This is a genomic window from Lysinibacillus sp. FSL L8-0126, assembly GCF_038630385.1.
Lineage (GTDB): Bacteria > Bacillota > Bacilli > Bacillales_A > Planococcaceae > Lysinibacillus > Lysinibacillus fusiformis_D.
This window is the reverse complement of record NZ_CP152028.1, coordinates 870,201-886,263: the sequence shown is the minus strand read 5'-3', so window position 1 is coordinate 886,263 and position 16,063 is coordinate 870,201. Positions and strand designations below refer to the sequence as shown.

Below are 16,063 nucleotides of genomic sequence, written 5' to 3'. Positions count from 1 at the left end.
GTCGGAAAGAATAGACAGGCAGTAGCTTAACACAACCTCAAAACTGTATGATCGAATCGAGACAGAAGGGGATGGAGAACGGAAATGTCAGAAGAACTATATGATGTAACGATTGTTGGTGGTGGTCCAGCTGGGCTTTATACTGCCTTTTATAGTGGGATGCGAGATTTAAAAACGAAAATTATTGAATACAGCTCACAGCTTGGCGGTCGTATGTTAATTTATCCTGAAAAAATGATTTGGGATGTCGGCGGAGTAACACCTATTTTAGGGGGACAGCTGATTAAACAACTTGTTGAGCAAGCTAAAACATTCGATCCTACAATTGTTTTAAATCAAAAGGTGGAAAAATTAGAAAAGCAACAGGATGGAACATTTATGTTGACATCTTCTACAGGTGAGAAGCATTTTTCGAAAACAGTTATTTTAGCAGTGGGGTATGGTGTTCTTTCTATGCAAAAGCTTGAAATAGAAGGAGCAGACCGATTTGAAGTAACAAATTTACATTATACAGTACAGGAACTAGAGATTTTCCGACACAAGCATGTGTTAATTTCAGGTGGTGGTAATTCTGCAGTTGATTGGGCAAATGAGCTAGAGCCAATTGCTGCAAGTGTTACAGTCGTTCATCGCCGAGATGATTTTGGCGGCCATGAAAAAAATGTCTTGCGCATGAAAGAATCCTCAGTTCGTGTAAAAACGCCATATGAGGTTGTTCAATTGCATGGTGACGGTGATTTAATTCAGTATGTGTCCATAGTCAATAAAGAGACAGGTGAAAGTGAACGAGTAGAGGTAGATGCTGTCATTGTCAACCATGGTTTGAAATGTGATTATGGTGCACTTGAAGAATGGGGATTAAACATCCAAGATGAAGTAGCGATTGTCAATGAGAAGCGTGAAACGAACATTGAAGGTGTCTATGGAGCGGGTGATTTTATTGATCATCCTAGTAAAGTAAGATTAATAGCAGGTGCATTTACGGATGGAATACTAGCATTAAATAGTGCCAAGCTATATTTGGAGCCAGATGCACCGAAAGTAGCCTATGTGTCATCACATAATATTCGCTTCAAAGAACGAAACGAGCAAATTGGGTTAGTAGACAATGATTATCGCGAAGTTCGTGGATAAGAAAGATGGAAGGTTCGTTTTTAATATTTTTTACTTGAAAATAATAAAATGACTATGCTATACTTCAAAAGTATGCAACGTGTACATATGTAGCTGACCCTTTCGACGCAAATTTTGTAGTCGACATATTCGGGCTATGTAAGGTACAGTTCGATAATACTCTGTTCCAGATGGTTCAGGGCGAGAGGAGAAAACGAATATGAAACAAGGAATTCATCCAGACTACAAAGAAGCAACAGTAACTTGCTCTTGTGGGAACACTTTCAAAACTGGTTCAGTAAAAGAAAACATCGTTGTCGAGTTCTGCAACGAATGTCACCCATTCTACACTGGCCGTCAAAAATTCGCGTCTGCTGATGGTCGCGTGGATCGTTTCAACAAAAAATACGGTCTTAAAAACTAATGTTAGTTTAATACCTGCCAAGCATGCGCTTGGCAGGTATTTTTTTCAGTAAATAATACACGTTGATGCAATACCTTTCAAAATCCACATTGACATAAAGAAAGGGAGAAGACAGAATGGCACAGCTATATTTTAAACATGGTGCAATGAATAGTGGAAAATCAATAGAAATTCTAAAAGTTGCCCATAATTATGAAGAACAACAAAAGCCTGTGATGATGTTTACTTCAGGTTTAGATACACGTGATGAGGTTGGCTTTGTTTCCAGTCGAGTAGGTTTACGCCAACAAGCCATCCCTGTTTATGAGGATACAAATATTTTTGAACTAGTGGAATCCAATACTGTCAAGCCATACTGTGTGCTTGTGGATGAAGTTCAATTTTTAAAAAAAGCACATGTTTTACAACTTGCTAACATTGTGGATAAATTGGACATCCCCGTGATGGGCTTTGGCTTAAAAAATGATTTTCAAAATGAGCTATTTGAAGGTAGCCAATACATGCTTACATATGCAGATAAAATTGAGGAAATGAAAACAATTTGCTGGTTCTGTCATAAAAAAGCAACAATGAATTTACGAGTAGATGAAAGTGGAAAGCCAGTCTACACAGGTGATCAAATTCAAATTGGTGGTAATGACTCGTATTATCCGGTTTGTCGAAAATGTCACGCACAGCCACCACTTTAAAGCCAATAGACAGGTGGATACGCTAAGAAAAAGTAGCATACATGCGAAATTTTTCTTATACTAAGTAGTGGAAATAAACATTGTAATTACTGAATAAAAGCTTCTTTGTCAAAAAGGAGCATACCTTAAAAAACTAAATAGAGGTGAAATCCATGTTTGATCGATTACAAGCAGTGGAGGATCGTTATGAAAGGCTAACAGAGCTTTTGAGCGATCCGGATATTGTGAATGATAGTAAGAAATTACGTGAATATTCTAAGGAACAATCAGATATCCAAGAAACAGTGGATACTTATCGTGAATATAAAAGTGTTAAAGAGCAGATAGTAGATACTCGTGAAATGTTAGATAGTGAAAAAGATCCTGATATGCATGAGATGGTAAAGGAAGAATTTAACCTATTAAAAGCACAGCAGGAAGAGCTAGAAGAACGTCTACGCATTTTATTAATTCCTAAAGATCCTAATGATAATAAAAACGTTATCATGGAAATTCGTGGAGCAGCTGGTGGTGATGAGGCCAATATTTTTGCGGGTGATTTATTCCGTATGTACTCTCGCTATGCGGAAACACAAGGCTGGAAAATTGATATTATGGAAGCTACACCAAACCCAATGGGCGGCTATAAAGAAGTAATCTTTATGATTAACGGACAAGGAGCCTATTCAAAATTCAAATTCGAAAATGGTGCACACCGCGTACAACGTGTCCCTGCTACCGAATCTCAAGGTCGTATTCATACATCGACGGCAACAGTTGCGTGTTTACCTGAAGTGGAGGAAGTAGATGTTGAAATCCATGAAAAGGATATTCGTGTAGATACATTTGCCTCTTCAGGTGCTGGTGGTCAATCTGTAAATACAACGATGTCTGCTGTTCGTATGACCCATTTACCAACAGGTGTTGTGGTTTCGATGCAGGATGAACGCTCACAAATTAAAAATCGTGAAAAAGCCATGAAAATTCTACGTGCTCGTGTTGCTGATATGTATATGCAAGAAGCACAAAAAGAAATTGATGCTACACGTAAATCTGCTGTAGGCTCAGGCGATCGCTCCGAGCGAATTCGCACATACAATTATCCACAAAACCGTGTAACAGATCACCGTATCGGTTTAACGATTCAAAAGCTAGATCAAATCGTCGAAGGAAGACTAGGCGAGATTATCGATGCCCTTATTTTAGAAGAACAAGCATCGAAGTTAGAGCGATTAAATGATGACTTATAAAAATGTGATGGAGGCCCTAGAGTGGGCTTCTTCTTTTTTAGTGGATAATGGTCGTGAGCAAACAGCAGCACGTATCGTCATGCAACATGTACTTGGTACAAGTTATTCAGAAGTTATGTTGCACTTACAGGATGAATTAACAGCAGCACAGCAAGTGAAATTTAAAGCGCTCATAGAAGAACATGTCAATGGCCGCCCTGTACAATATTGTGTTGGAAGTGAAGAATTTTATGGCCGCTCCTTCCTAGTCGATGAATCTGTCTTAATTCCTCGGCCAGAAACAGAGGAGCTAGTACTTGGTACAATCAATCGCCTGCCTAAACTTTTTTCACAACAAACCCTGAAGTTGGCTGATATCGGTACAGGCAGTGGAGCTATTGCTATTTCGATGAAACTGGAATGTTCAGCGCTAACTGTTATAGCCACTGATTTATCACAGGATGCACTAGCGACGGCGCAAAAAAATGCTCAACGATTAGAGGCTGATATTGATTTTAGGTTGGGCGATTTAACAGCGCCACTTGCAGGAGAAAAATTGGATGTTGTCTTATCAAACCCACCGTATATTGCCTTTAATGAGGCACAGGAAATGTCGAATGTTGTACTAGAGCATGAGCCACATAGTGCACTATTTGCTGAGGAAGATGGTCTGATTTTGTATAGAAAATTAGCTGAGCAACTACCAGCCTATATGAATAAACCAGCATTGATTGGGTTAGAAATCGGTTATACACAAGGTGAGCAAGTAGCCAAATTCTTTCAAGATAGTTTTCCACATGCGACAGTTTCAATAGAAAAAGATATTAACGGTAAGCCTCGAATGATTTTTTGTGAGATTCATGTATAAAGTTTCTTAATCTTGCCAACAATGTTGAGCAAGGAGGGATTTATATGTTAAATGAATACAAGATTATTAGATTACCTAAACAAAATATCTTTCTAGCTTTTGCTAGACTAGTATTAATCGCGATTGCTTTACAATTATGTATTTTATATATTCCATCATTAGTAGGCTTTGCCAAGGAAGCTACCAATGATGAGCAAGAAAACGATTTTCGTATACGTGTTATTGCGAACAGTAATACGACACAAGATCAGCTAGAGAAAGAGCAGCTTGTCCAAGAATTAAAGCCATACTTTATGCAAGTAGCCACTGCTGGCAATGTAGGGAGTGAGCAAATTCTTTCGCTAAAACAACAAATTGAAACAGAATTGAGCGAAAATTATCCACAGATGGATACACAGATTGTCATTGGGGATAACTTATTTCCACCAAAAAGACAAGGTGCTATACTCTATCCACAAAATGTGTATCACTCGATTGTTGTGAAGATTGGTGATGCACGTGGGGATAACTGGTGGTGCAGTATCTTTCCATCTATTTGTGAGCCTGAAAAAGAAGAAGTAAAAGAAGAAGTAAAAGAAGAAAAAGAGCAAGTAACATTCTTTATATGGGAATGGATTAAAGGACTTTTTGAATGAATTGTGCACAAATTCAGACAACTTATACACATTTTTTCGTAAGTTATAAACATTATGTGGATAATTCAGTAAAAACCAATAATTGAAGGTAGGTTTTAATGATGGAAACCGTTTGCAAGGTTGTGGACAGTAATGTGAATAGTCAGATTAATTATACACAAGCTGTGGATATCTTAAATGCGGGAGAGGTAGTAGCATTTCCGACAGAAACGGTTTATGGCTTAGGAGCAGTGGCCACAAATGATTTGGCAGTGAAAAAGATATTTGAAGCAAAAGGCCGACCTTCAGATAATCCTTTAATTGTCCATGTGGGGACAAAAGAGGAAGTAGCCATTTATATCGATCAAATTTCTGAAGTAGCCAAACAGTGCATGGATTTCTTTTGGCCCGGCCCCTTAACGCTTGTAATGCCAGCAAAGCCAAATGTTTTAGCACAAAGTGTCACAGCTGGGTTATCAACAGTGGGCATTCGAATGCCGAATCATCCAGTAGCACTCGCATTGCTACAGCAGCTTCAAAAACCGCTTGCTGCACCAAGTGCCAATCGTAGCGGTAAACCAAGCCCTACAGAGGCAGTCCATGTATTAGATGATTTGGGAGGATACATACCTTATATTTTGGATGGAGGTTCTACAGGCATTGGGCTCGAATCTACTGTGTTAGATGTGACACATGAACCTCCAGTAATTTTACGTCCAGGTGGCATTACAAAGGAAATGCTTGAGGCGAAGATAGGTCCCGTTATTCAACCAACCAATATAGAGCAGAAGCTAGAAACAACGCCTAAAGCACCAGGCATGAAATATACACATTATGCTCCAAATGCTCCTGTGTATTTAATAGATTGTCATTATGAGAAAGTCAGCGAGGCTGTTCAGCGAATGCAGCGAGAAGGACATGTAGTAGCATTGCTTGCACCAGTGAATTTTGAAGATATCAAAGCTGATTTTTACTTCTCAATTGGTGAAGTTGGAAGTAAACAAGAAATGGGTGCGAACTTATACAATGCACTTAGAGCATGTGATAAAACCGCCGCTACCATTATATTAGCAACAACAACCTCAACAGAAGGTGTAGGAGCAGCTATCATGAATAGACTTGAAAAGGCCTCTGGAGGCAAATGGTATTCATTATAAATGAATATAGTTCAGGTACATTAGCGACAAAAGACATTGATATAAAACATGTCTTTTGTCCTTTTTGTTTATCATTACAAAATATAAAAGAAAAACTATTGTGGACAATTATGATAATAATGTATTTTCGAGCATAAAATGATAAAATATTAGGGAGAGAAGGAGTGCGTTCTTGCAGGGAATTCTTGCAGGTATACTAACGTCTGTTGATGTGATTGGTCTATATGTCTTACTGCCAAATGTTAGATATCGCTTATTTTTGTCATTATGGACAGCAGCATTGCATATGCTTTTCCCGTTATTAGGCTTTGAGCTAGGAAGCTATTTAGTTCGATTTCTATTAGAATGGGGACAATGGATTTCAAGTATTTTATTATTTTGTATTGGTATGCATTTACTATTATTCTCTCATCGAGATGAAAAAGTAACAATATCACCTGTAATTTTGGCTGTGACTGCAAGCCTAGATACCTTTTCAGTTAGTGTTTCTTTTGGTATGCTTAACTTAGAAAAAACTATTTTTATCATGAGTGCAGGCTTGAGCGCTCTAATTTGCGCTTATGGTTCATTAGTCATTGCCCGTAGAAGCCAAGTATTTTTTGGCAATAAAATTCAAATAGCTGCTGGCGTTATATTTATTATCATGAGCATTCTAGCTATTCAACAATAAATGAAATTGGAGAGTGATAAGTGTGAAAATATTATTTGTTTGTACAGGCAATACTTGTCGCAGTCCGATGGCAGAAGTTATTTTAAAACATAAACAAATCAACAATGTAGAGGTGCGCTCAGCAGGTATTTATGCCATGCCAAATGCACAAATGTCAGCACATGCACAACTAGTGTTAAATGAAGCGCAAATGTCACATCAGCATTTTGCAACGCAATTATCAATGACAGAAATGGCATGGGCAGACTTAATTTTAACGATGACGACTGCTCACAAAGACGCCGTGATTTCAAATTATCCAGAAGCTGAACATAAAGTATTTACCTTGAAAGAATATACAAATGAGGGCAGTCTGGAAAATGTAGTAGATCCTTATGGTGGCAATAAAGCAATATATGAAGCAACATTTGCAGAATTAAAGGAATTAGTTGATCAATTAATACAAAAACTTGAAAAGAATTGAGGGGCCCTATGAAAAAACAATTTGGTTTACGGCTTAAATTGGTATTATTTGTTAGTGTACTTGCGCTTATCACCTACAGTGTCAGTTTTATATTCATTGAGTTTTTACAACCTACTTTCTTCCCAGACACGAATCGAATGGTTTTTGAGGTAATTACCTACGCATTAGGTATTATATGGTCAGGTATATTAGCGGCGTTGTTAAGCGTGATCTTAATCAAACCTTTACAGCAGCTCGAACATTCAGCAATCCTTGTAGCTGAGGGGAAAATTGGACAGGATGTGCAAATGCCTAAAACAAATGATGAAATTCGATCCGTTGCTGAGGCGTTCCAACAAATGGTGTTAAATCTGCGTCAAATGGTGGAAAGTATCGATCAAAACTTTCAGCAAACAAATCAATCAATTATTCAGCTATCTGATGAGGCGGGAGTGGCAACTAGAAAGGCAGAAGGAATTGCCTCTACTGTGAAGCATATATCTGCAGGAGCAGAAGCATCTGCAACAGCTGTACAAGACACTGCCGAAGCTATTGAAGATGTGCGAGCTCTTGCAACAGAAGTAAATAGTAGAGCAGAAGCATCAGCATCACAATCAAAAGAGATTCTACATAATTTATCGACAACAACAAAGGCCATCGAAATATTAGTGAATAGTATTCAGCAAATTGCTACAGGTAATAATGAGGCACTAAAAAGTATTCATGCACTTGAAGAAAATGCTGGCCAAGTAGAACGGATTATTAGCTTAGTCGGTGACATTGCGGCACAAACAAATTTACTGGCATTAAATGCCTCGATTGAAGCAGCACGAGCAGGAGAGCATGGAAAGGGCTTCGCAGTGGTAGCTGAGGAAGTTCGCGGTTTGGCTGATGAAAGTGCGAAAGCTGTCCAAGGTATTACAGCTTTAATTCAGTCCATGCAGCAAAATGTAGAGGTGGTTGTTAAACAAATGAATGAACAAGTAGCATTTGCGACGAAGGAAGCTGATCGCGTTTCTGAAACAACGACAGCCGTTGAAGGTATGGCTTCCAACGTACATGAAATGGCAACAGCAATTGTTGAAATTTCCTCGTTAATTGAACAGCAAATGCATAATATTGAAACGACAGCTCGCCAATCACAAGAAGTTGCAGCCATTGCTGAAGAAACGTCAGCAGGTGCACAGGAAGTTCGTAGCGCCGCTGAGGAGCAAGCTTATGCTATCGAGCAGGTAGAGCATTTGGCTCAAAGTTTGAAAAAGCAATCGGAAGCATTGCATAAGATGATTCAACAATTTGATAGACAAGCATAGTTCTAAAGGCTATACATAAATGCGACGTAAAATCGGATTTATGTATAGCCTTTTTTATTAGAGAGCTTCCATCTTAAGATCACACTCTGTCAAAGTATTTATGTCCATCGTAAGTGAAAAGCTAAAAAAACTTCAGAAGATGGAATATTACAACAAAGGACCTTTATCCGAACTTATTAACATGATATTCACATTATCCACAGAAAAACGGGTTTAAAAGTGAATATTTTTATGTTAATATACAATAAATGTTCGTCTTTCAGGAGAAATCAGCATAAAAAAACAAGAAAAATCATGTTATTCTTCAGAAAGAAGTGGTACACTAAGGGTGACTATAATTCGAAAAGAGGGAACCCAGTGAGAATAGCAATTTCTTCTGATCACGGAGGCAACAACTTACGTCGTGAGATTATGCAGCTATTAGATGAACTTCATATTAGCTACGAAGATTTTGGTCCACAATCTGCGGATTCAGTAGACTATCCTGATTATGCAAAACCTGTTTCTGAAGGTGTTGCTAATGGAGAATTTGATAAAGGTATTTTAATTTGTGGCACAGGAATTGGTATGTCCATTGCTGCTAATAAGGTGAAGGGCATTCGTTGTGCATTAGTGCATGATGTATTCAGTGCCAAGGCAACACGTTGCCATAATGACTCAAATATTATAGCCATGGGTGAACGTGTCATTGGTCCAGGCCTTGCACGTGAAATCGTCCAAACTTGGCTAGAAACAGAGTTTGAAGGTGGTCGTCATACACGCCGCATAGAAAAAATTGCTGAGCTAGAGCAATAATTGTTTCATGATTCCATATATGGCATTCGTCAAGGATGTCCTATATGGCATGATTTTAATGGATATAGATGAAGGAGCTGAGCTTAATGGTAGTAAAACAAATACGAACGCATTTGACTCAGTTACTCAGTGAGTTTGAAGAGCAGGTAACGTTACGACCTCATACAATTTTTGTTGTAGGGTGCTCTACATCTGAAGTGATTGGTCAGAAAATTGGCACAGCAGGGGCATTGGAAATAGCTGAAGCCATTTATGAGCCGTTACAAGAATTTGCATCGAAACATCAATTACATTTAGCATTCCAAGGCTGTGAGCATATTAACCGCGCTGTTACTATGGAGGCATCGACGGCTGAACGATTTGGCTATGATGAAGTAGCAGTAGTTCCAGTACGTACAGCAGGTGGATCGATGTCTGCTTATGCCTATACACAATTTGCTAATCCAGTGGTTGTTGAAACAATACAGGCACATGCAGGTATTGATATTGGACAAACATTAATTGGTATGCATTTGAAAGCAGTAGCTGTTCCCGTTCGAACATCAGTGAAAATGGTGGGAGAAGCGATTGTTACGGTTGCAACAACACGTCCAAAGCTAATTGGCGGAGAACGTGCAATATATAAATAAGTACCCTTATTATAAGTGGTATAGATAATTAACGATACTTTAGGAGGCTTTTTCAAACATGGCATATGAAAAATTAGCAGTACAAGACAAAGCAGTATTAGACGGAATTCTTGCAGAAAAAAAACGTCAACAAGCAAATATTGAATTGATTGCATCTGAAAACTTTGTTTCCGAAGCGGTTATGGAAGCACAAGGATCAGTACTGACAAATAAATACGCTGAAGGCTATCCAGGTAAACGCTACTACGGTGGTTGTGAACATGTAGACGTAGTAGAAAATATTGCACGTGATCGCGTGAAAGAAATTTTTGGAGCAGAATATGCTAATGTACAACCACACTCTGGTGCACAAGCAAACATGGCTGTTTACCATACAATTTTAGAACCAGGTGACACAGTTCTTGGTATGAACCTTTCTCATGGTGGTCACTTAACACATGGATCTCCAGTAAACTTCTCTGGTATCCTATATAACTTTGTGGAATATGGTGTAACGAAAGAAAATCAAGTAATCGATTATGAAGATGTACGTCAAAAAGCATTAGAACATAAACCAAAACTTATCGTTGCTGGTGCTTCTGCCTACCCACGTGAAATTGACTTCTCTAAATTCCGTGAAATCGCAGACGAAGTGGGTGCATACTTCATGGTGGATATGGCACACATTGCTGGTCTTGTAGCTGCCGGTGAACATCAATCACCAGTGCCGTATGCTGATTTTGTTACATCAACAACGCATAAAACATTACGTGGACCACGTGGTGGTTTAATTCTTGCTTCAAAAGAATGGGAGCAAAAATTAAATAAATCTGTATTTCCAGGAATTCAAGGTGGTCCATTAATGCATGTCATTGCTGCAAAAGCTGTAGCATTTGGCGAAGTATTACAACCAGAATTTAAAGACTATGCAAGGCAAATTAAAGCGAATGCCAAAGCTTTAGCAGAAGTACTAATTGCTGAAGGTGTTGAAATCGTTTCTGGTGGTACAGATAACCACTTATTACTGTTAAATGTAAAATCACTTGGTTTAACAGGTAAAGTAGCAGAGCATGCACTAGATGAAGTAGGTATTACAACGAATAAAAACACAATTCCTTACGATACAGAATCGCCATTTGTTACTTCTGGTATTCGTATCGGTACGCCAGCTGTTACTTCTCGCGGCTTTAAAGAAGAAGATATGAAAGAAGTTGGAGCAATTATTGCTGCGGTTCTTAAAAATCCTGAAGATGAAGCAGTTAAAGCAGAAGCAAAAGATCGTGTAAAAGCATTAACAGATAGACACCCATTATACGCATAATAGAAATGAGAGGGCTGTGTTTAAAGTACATTTGTTACTTTAAATACAGCCTTTTATTTTGTGAATTTAGGACTAAACTATAAAAAACATATTTTTTCTGAAAAAAATAGAATAATCATCTTGTTTTTGAATAAATTTACATAAAATAGATAAGTAGGGTTTTATTATAATAGTTTAAGGACAGATAATGTCCTAGAAAAGAAGTTTTTTTTCATAAAGGTGAAAATTTATTTGAATTTTATGTACAATGGAAATGGGATGAAGTGATAGAGATGGAGGGATTGGATGGTCACTAAATCATTAGACATAGAAAATGATGTTTTATTAAGTAGCATTCGTAAATTAGGGGATAATTCGAAAGAAAGCTACGTTATTTTTGATGCGACAAATCATCATGGCATACTAGCGTGTAATGATTCATTTTGTATGCTTACAAATGCTTCGCGTTCACAAATCCTAAATACTGATTATTTTTCATGGCTCTCTATAGATGAAAAAAAGACAACCATAAAAATGATAAAAGAAAAAATACATAACGGCATAATGGTCCAGGCAAAGCTCTATCATAATGGCATTAATAAATCGCCCTTTTGGGCAGAGATACAAGCATTACCATTTTGCAATGAGGCTAATCGTACGAAATATGTTTTAGTGCTTGTGAAGGATGTAACGTATTACCGTACTGAAGACTTCCTCATGAGATTAGAAAATGATATGTATAAGGCCATCGAGCGAGATAGCACTCTTGAACAAAAGATGAAAATTATTTGCCGTGGACTGGATGATTTTTTTACGCCGAATATTGCAAGTATGGTTCTGGTAAAAACAGAGTCCAATCAATTACAAGTTTTCACAGGTAATGATCCGGAGGAAAGTGTGCCAAGATGCTGTGAAAACAATGCATTTTTTATTGAAGTAATGCAATCAGGAAATGCTAGGCTCGTGGAAAATTTAGATGAAGTAAATATCCCTGAGGAACATAAACAATATGCTACATTATTTGAAAAGCCGTATGGATGGTTTGTACCTATACGCAATCAACAACGGCAAGTGATAGGGCTATTTTCGATCTATTTCCAAAAAACACGAAGTGATCAAATGTCTTTTAAAAATATGCTTCAAAAAATGGGTTCACTTGTTGCGTTGGCTGTTACCTATGCTCGAACTCAAAAAAAAATTTGGGATTTAGCCTACACGGATATTACAACGGGTCTACCTAATCGTCATAGCTTTGTTAATTCGATTGAAAAAGAAGTGGAGCATGGTTTAAGCGGTTTTATCAAAATATTAAAACCAAGTGAATTTCATCAAGTGGTGGAACTTTACGGGCGTGAGGTTGGAGATGAGCTTTTAAGGCAACTCGCTAAAAGATTGGAGCAAGACAAGCCAGAAGATAATGAATATGTTGCTAGATTTACAAGCTCTAGTCTTATTATGTCTACGTTGGCACACAATGAAAATTTACAGGAGTATGATAAGCGGATAAAGGAAACAATTCGTCAGCCCTTTATTATAGGGGGAAAGCAAATCTATATCACGCTAAAAACAGGAATCGCTTCCTATAATAATGACACAAAAATCATTGATGCGATTCGCTTTGCTGATAATGCTCTTTCCTTTGCAATTGATAGACCAGGTACACATACTGAAATTTTTACAACAGAAAAAAATGATGTGCTTATACAGAAAATGACGGTTTTAAATCATTTATCACAAGCAATCAAAAATAAAGAAATTACAGTCCATTTACAGCCTAAGGTAGACTTACGTAATGGTGAAATACACAGTATTGAGGCACTGGCACGGTGGATTTCTCCAAAACTAGGCTTTGTGTCACCAGCCATCTTCATTCCAGTAGCTGAGAGTACCGGGAAGGTTCTGGAACTAGATGTTCTTGTTTTAGAGACTGTGCTTTCATGGCTTTCAGAACGTCAACGGCTAGGAAAGAAATTAGTGAAAATTGCAGTTAATATCTCACCTGATCATTTTTACTATACGCATTTCGTTCAGGATACACTGAAACTTGTTCAAAAATATAATATTGACCCTAGCTATATTATTTTAGAGGTGACTGAAAATATTGGTTTAGTAGACTTTCAATCTGCCTTTAAAATTATTCAAGAATTAAAAAGCTATGGTTTTAAAACATCAGTAGATGATTTTGGAACAGGTTTTTCATCATTAAGCTATCTACAACAGCTACCCTTCACTGAATTAAAGATTGATCGTAGCTTTATTAATGCGATTGAAGATGCGGCAACGCTTGCGATTGTACGCTCCATTATTCAGTTGGCATTAAACTTAGGGATGATTTCAGTTGCAGAGGGCATTGAAACGGAAGAGCAGGTAGAAATTTTACGTGCACTAGGCTGTACAGTAGGACAAGGCTATTTTTATTATAAGCCAATGCCCATTGAACAAGTAGATAAAATTCTTGATCAATAGCTTATTTTTGACAAATATAAAATAACAAAAGGAGTCGTCCTAAATTAATTTTTGAGGCGACTCCTTTTTTCTGTTATACTAGTTGAGATAAAAATGAAATCCGAACGGTGAGGAGAGAATCCCTTTGAGCAAAGTCTATGTATTTGATCATCCACTAATCCAACACAAATTAACTTATATTCGCGACAAGAACACAGGAACAAAAGAATTTCGTGAGCTAGTAGACGAAGTGGCAACACTTATGGCGTTTGAAATCACACGTGATATGCCAGTAGAAGAAATTGAAATTGAAACACCTGTAACAATTGCCAAAACAAAAGTACTTTCTGGTAAAAAGCTTGCGATTGTACCAATTCTACGTGCAGGTATCGGTATGGTAGATGGCGTATTAAAGCTTATCCCAGCGGCTAAAGTTGGTCATATTGGTCTTTATCGTGATCCTGAAACGTTAAAACCAGTTGAATATTATGCAAAACTTCCAGCAGATGTGGAAGAGCGTGATTTCATCATTGTAGATCCAATGCTTGCAACTGGTGGTTCAGCAGTGGAAGCCATCCACTCACTGAAAAAACGTGGAGCTAAAAACATTAAATTCATGTGCTTAATCGCTGCACCAGAGGGTGTAAAAGCTATTCAAGAAGAACATTCTGATGTAGATATTTATATTGCTGCACTCGATGAAAAATTAAACGATCATGGCTATATTGTACCTGGTTTAGGTGATGCCGGAGACCGTCTATTCGGTACAAAATAAAAATCAATACATGTAATTTCCTCATTTAGGAAACTAATAACTTGTGAAAGCGTCCTTCAAATTGAAGGGCGTTTCCTAGTATGTGTAGGCAAGTACGTCTATTGATGACCATTTCATACAATAACAAAAAGGACGGTGCAGATCGTTTTGATAAAAAAATGGAAAGTAATGACGATTTTTGGTACAAGACCAGAAGCAATTAAAATGGCTCCTCTCGTTTTGGAGTTACAAAAGTATCCTGAGCAAATAGAATCTATTGTAACCGTAACAGCACAGCATCGCCAAATGCTCGACCAAGTATTAGAGACATTTAACATAACACCAAACTATGATTTAAATATAATGAAGGATCGTCAAACATTAATTGATGTAACGACAAACGCATTACAGGGCTTAGATAAAGTAATGAAAGAAGCACAACCAGATATCGTTTTGGTACATGGTGATACAGCAACAACCTTCATTGCGAGCTTGGCGGCATTCTATAACCAAATTGCTATAGGGCATGTGGAAGCGGGCTTACGTACATGGAACAAGTATTCACCATATCCAGAGGAAATGAATCGTCAGCTAACAGGTGTGATGGCAGATTTACATTTTGCTCCAACGGAAGTATCTAAAAAGAACCTGCTAGATGAAAATAAAAATCCAGACACGATTTTTGTGACAGGAAATACAGCCATTGACGCATTAGCAACAACGGTCAGTGAGCACTACACACACCCTGTATTAGATAAGATTGGCGAAGATCGCATGATTTTATTAACGGCACATCGTCGTGAAAATCTGGGTGAACCAATGCGCCATATGTTCAAAGCGATTACGAGAATACTAACAGAGCATGAGGATGTTCAAGTTGTATATCCAGTGCATATGAATCCAGCTGTTAGAGAAATTGCGAATGAAATCTTAGGAGACAATGAACGTGTACATTTAATAGAGCCTCTTGAAGTGTTTGATTTCCATAATTTTGCGGCAAATTCATATATGATTTTAACGGACTCAGGTGGCGTACAAGAAGAAGCACCTTCATTAGGGAAACCAGTGCTTGTTCTAAGAGATACGACAGAACGTCCAGAAGGTATTGAAGCTGGCACATTAAAGCTAGCAGGAACGGAAGAAGAAACAATCTATGCCTTAGCAAAGGAATTACTAACAGATAAAAATGCCTACGAAGTAATGGCGAAAGCATCGAATCCATATGGAGATGGGCATGCATCGAAGCGTATTGTTGAGGCACTGCTAGAATTTTTACAAAGAACTAATTAATGTACTATATTTAATTCGGAAAAATAAGTCTAATGTACCTATTGAAATGGGTAAGCTAATTTACGAGCATAATCATGTCGTAAATTAGCTTTTTTTTCGTGTGAGAAGGTTGGGAACTTTTGAAACTATGAAATTTCATACACAAATTTGTCAACAATTTGACAAGAGTATATAGGCTGTGAAGTTTTTCTCCTTTACCAATTGACTTCAAATATCACCTATTGTATGCTTACAAAGGGTAAGAATGATAAGGGTTTCAGTTCATAAATAGGACGTTGAAACACTTGTTATATCAACTTTCTACTAAATTGACAGTTCAAAATAAAACTGTCGATTTGCAACGTTTTGTGCGTTTCGGTTTTTACCGAGTCGG

At 37.7% G+C, this 16,063-nt stretch carries 16 protein-coding genes; all 16 read left to right on the top strand.

Annotation, left to right across the window (positions count from 1 at the left end; all coding sequences use genetic code 11):
* Positions 1-84 precede the first annotated feature (84 nt).
* The 16 genes from MHI34_RS04245 (at position 85) to wecB (ending at position 15,690) form a co-directional block, all read left to right on the top strand.
* Positions 85-1,134: an NAD(P)/FAD-dependent oxidoreductase gene (locus MHI34_RS04245; RefSeq protein ID WP_036123680.1), complete on the top strand. Its 1,050-nt coding sequence runs from the start codon at positions 85-87 to the stop codon at positions 1,132-1,134.
* 199 nt (positions 1,135-1,333) lie between these two features.
* Positions 1,334-1,537 carry a 50S ribosomal protein L31 gene (gene rpmE, locus MHI34_RS04240; protein ID WP_004269457.1) on the top strand — a complete coding sequence of 68 codons (204 nt, stop codon included), beginning with the start codon at positions 1,334-1,336 and terminating at the stop codon, positions 1,535-1,537.
* 116 nt (positions 1,538-1,653) lie between these two features.
* Positions 1,654-2,226 carry a thymidine kinase gene (locus MHI34_RS04235; RefSeq protein ID WP_036123677.1) on the top strand — a complete coding sequence of 191 codons (573 nt, stop codon included), beginning with the start codon at positions 1,654-1,656 and terminating at the stop codon, positions 2,224-2,226.
* A gap of 152 nt (positions 2,227-2,378) precedes the next feature.
* A complete protein-coding gene (gene prfA / locus MHI34_RS04230; protein ID WP_036123674.1) occupies positions 2,379-3,455 on the top strand; it encodes a peptide chain release factor 1 in 1,077 nt (358 codons plus the stop codon).
* Positions 3,442-4,302, top strand: coding sequence for a peptide chain release factor N(5)-glutamine methyltransferase (gene prmC / locus MHI34_RS04225; RefSeq protein WP_342504139.1), 861 nt, complete (start codon positions 3,442-3,444; stop codon positions 4,300-4,302). Before prfA ends, prmC begins: the two co-directional genes overlap by 14 nt.
* A 44-nt stretch (positions 4,303-4,346) precedes the next feature.
* A complete protein-coding gene (locus tag MHI34_RS04220) occupies positions 4,347-4,937 on the top strand; it encodes a stage II sporulation protein R (protein WP_271912349.1) in 591 nt (196 codons plus the stop codon).
* Between the two features lie 101 nt (positions 4,938-5,038).
* Positions 5,039-6,073, top strand: coding sequence for an L-threonylcarbamoyladenylate synthase (locus tag MHI34_RS04215; protein WP_089933130.1), 1,035 nt, complete (start codon positions 5,039-5,041; stop codon positions 6,071-6,073).
* 172 nt (positions 6,074-6,245) lie between these two features.
* The gene (locus MHI34_RS04210) at positions 6,246-6,743 is read left to right on the top strand and encodes a manganese efflux pump (protein WP_036123667.1); all 498 of its coding nucleotides are present in this window, start codon (positions 6,246-6,248) and stop codon (positions 6,741-6,743) included.
* A gap of 22 nt (positions 6,744-6,765) precedes the next feature.
* The gene (locus MHI34_RS04205) at positions 6,766-7,206 is read left to right on the top strand and encodes a low molecular weight protein arginine phosphatase (RefSeq protein WP_089933002.1); all 441 of its coding nucleotides are present in this window, start codon (positions 6,766-6,768) and stop codon (positions 7,204-7,206) included.
* 8 nt (positions 7,207-7,214) lie between these two features.
* Positions 7,215-8,498, top strand: a complete 1,284-nt coding sequence (locus tag MHI34_RS04200; protein ID WP_058843798.1) for a HAMP domain-containing methyl-accepting chemotaxis protein — start codon at positions 7,215-7,217, stop codon at positions 8,496-8,498.
* Between the two features lie 357 nt (positions 8,499-8,855).
* Positions 8,856-9,293 (top strand): ribose 5-phosphate isomerase B, encoded by a 438-nt coding sequence (rpiB, locus tag MHI34_RS04195; protein WP_036123645.1) that lies wholly within the window; start codon positions 8,856-8,858, stop codon positions 9,291-9,293.
* Positions 9,294-9,379: 86 nt separating this feature from the next.
* Positions 9,380-9,922, top strand: a complete 543-nt coding sequence (locus MHI34_RS04190; RefSeq protein ID WP_089933000.1) for a TIGR01440 family protein — start codon at positions 9,380-9,382, stop codon at positions 9,920-9,922.
* Positions 9,923-9,980: 58 nt separating this feature from the next.
* Positions 9,981-11,222: a serine hydroxymethyltransferase gene (gene glyA / locus MHI34_RS04185; protein ID WP_342504138.1), complete on the top strand. Its 1,242-nt coding sequence runs from the start codon at positions 9,981-9,983 to the stop codon at positions 11,220-11,222.
* Positions 11,223-11,507: 285 nt separating this feature from the next.
* The gene (locus MHI34_RS04180) at positions 11,508-13,667 is read left to right on the top strand and encodes an EAL domain-containing protein (RefSeq protein WP_342504137.1); all 2,160 of its coding nucleotides are present in this window, start codon (positions 11,508-11,510) and stop codon (positions 13,665-13,667) included.
* Positions 13,668-13,791: 124 nt separating this feature from the next.
* Positions 13,792-14,421, top strand: coding sequence for a uracil phosphoribosyltransferase (gene upp / locus MHI34_RS04175; RefSeq protein WP_004269470.1), 630 nt, complete (start codon positions 13,792-13,794; stop codon positions 14,419-14,421).
* 147 nt (positions 14,422-14,568) lie between these two features.
* On the top strand, positions 14,569-15,690 hold the full coding sequence (wecB, locus tag MHI34_RS04170) for a UDP-N-acetylglucosamine 2-epimerase (non-hydrolyzing) (protein ID WP_036123633.1): 1,122 nt from the start codon (positions 14,569-14,571) through the stop codon (positions 15,688-15,690).
* Positions 15,691-16,063: the final 373 nt, after the last annotated feature.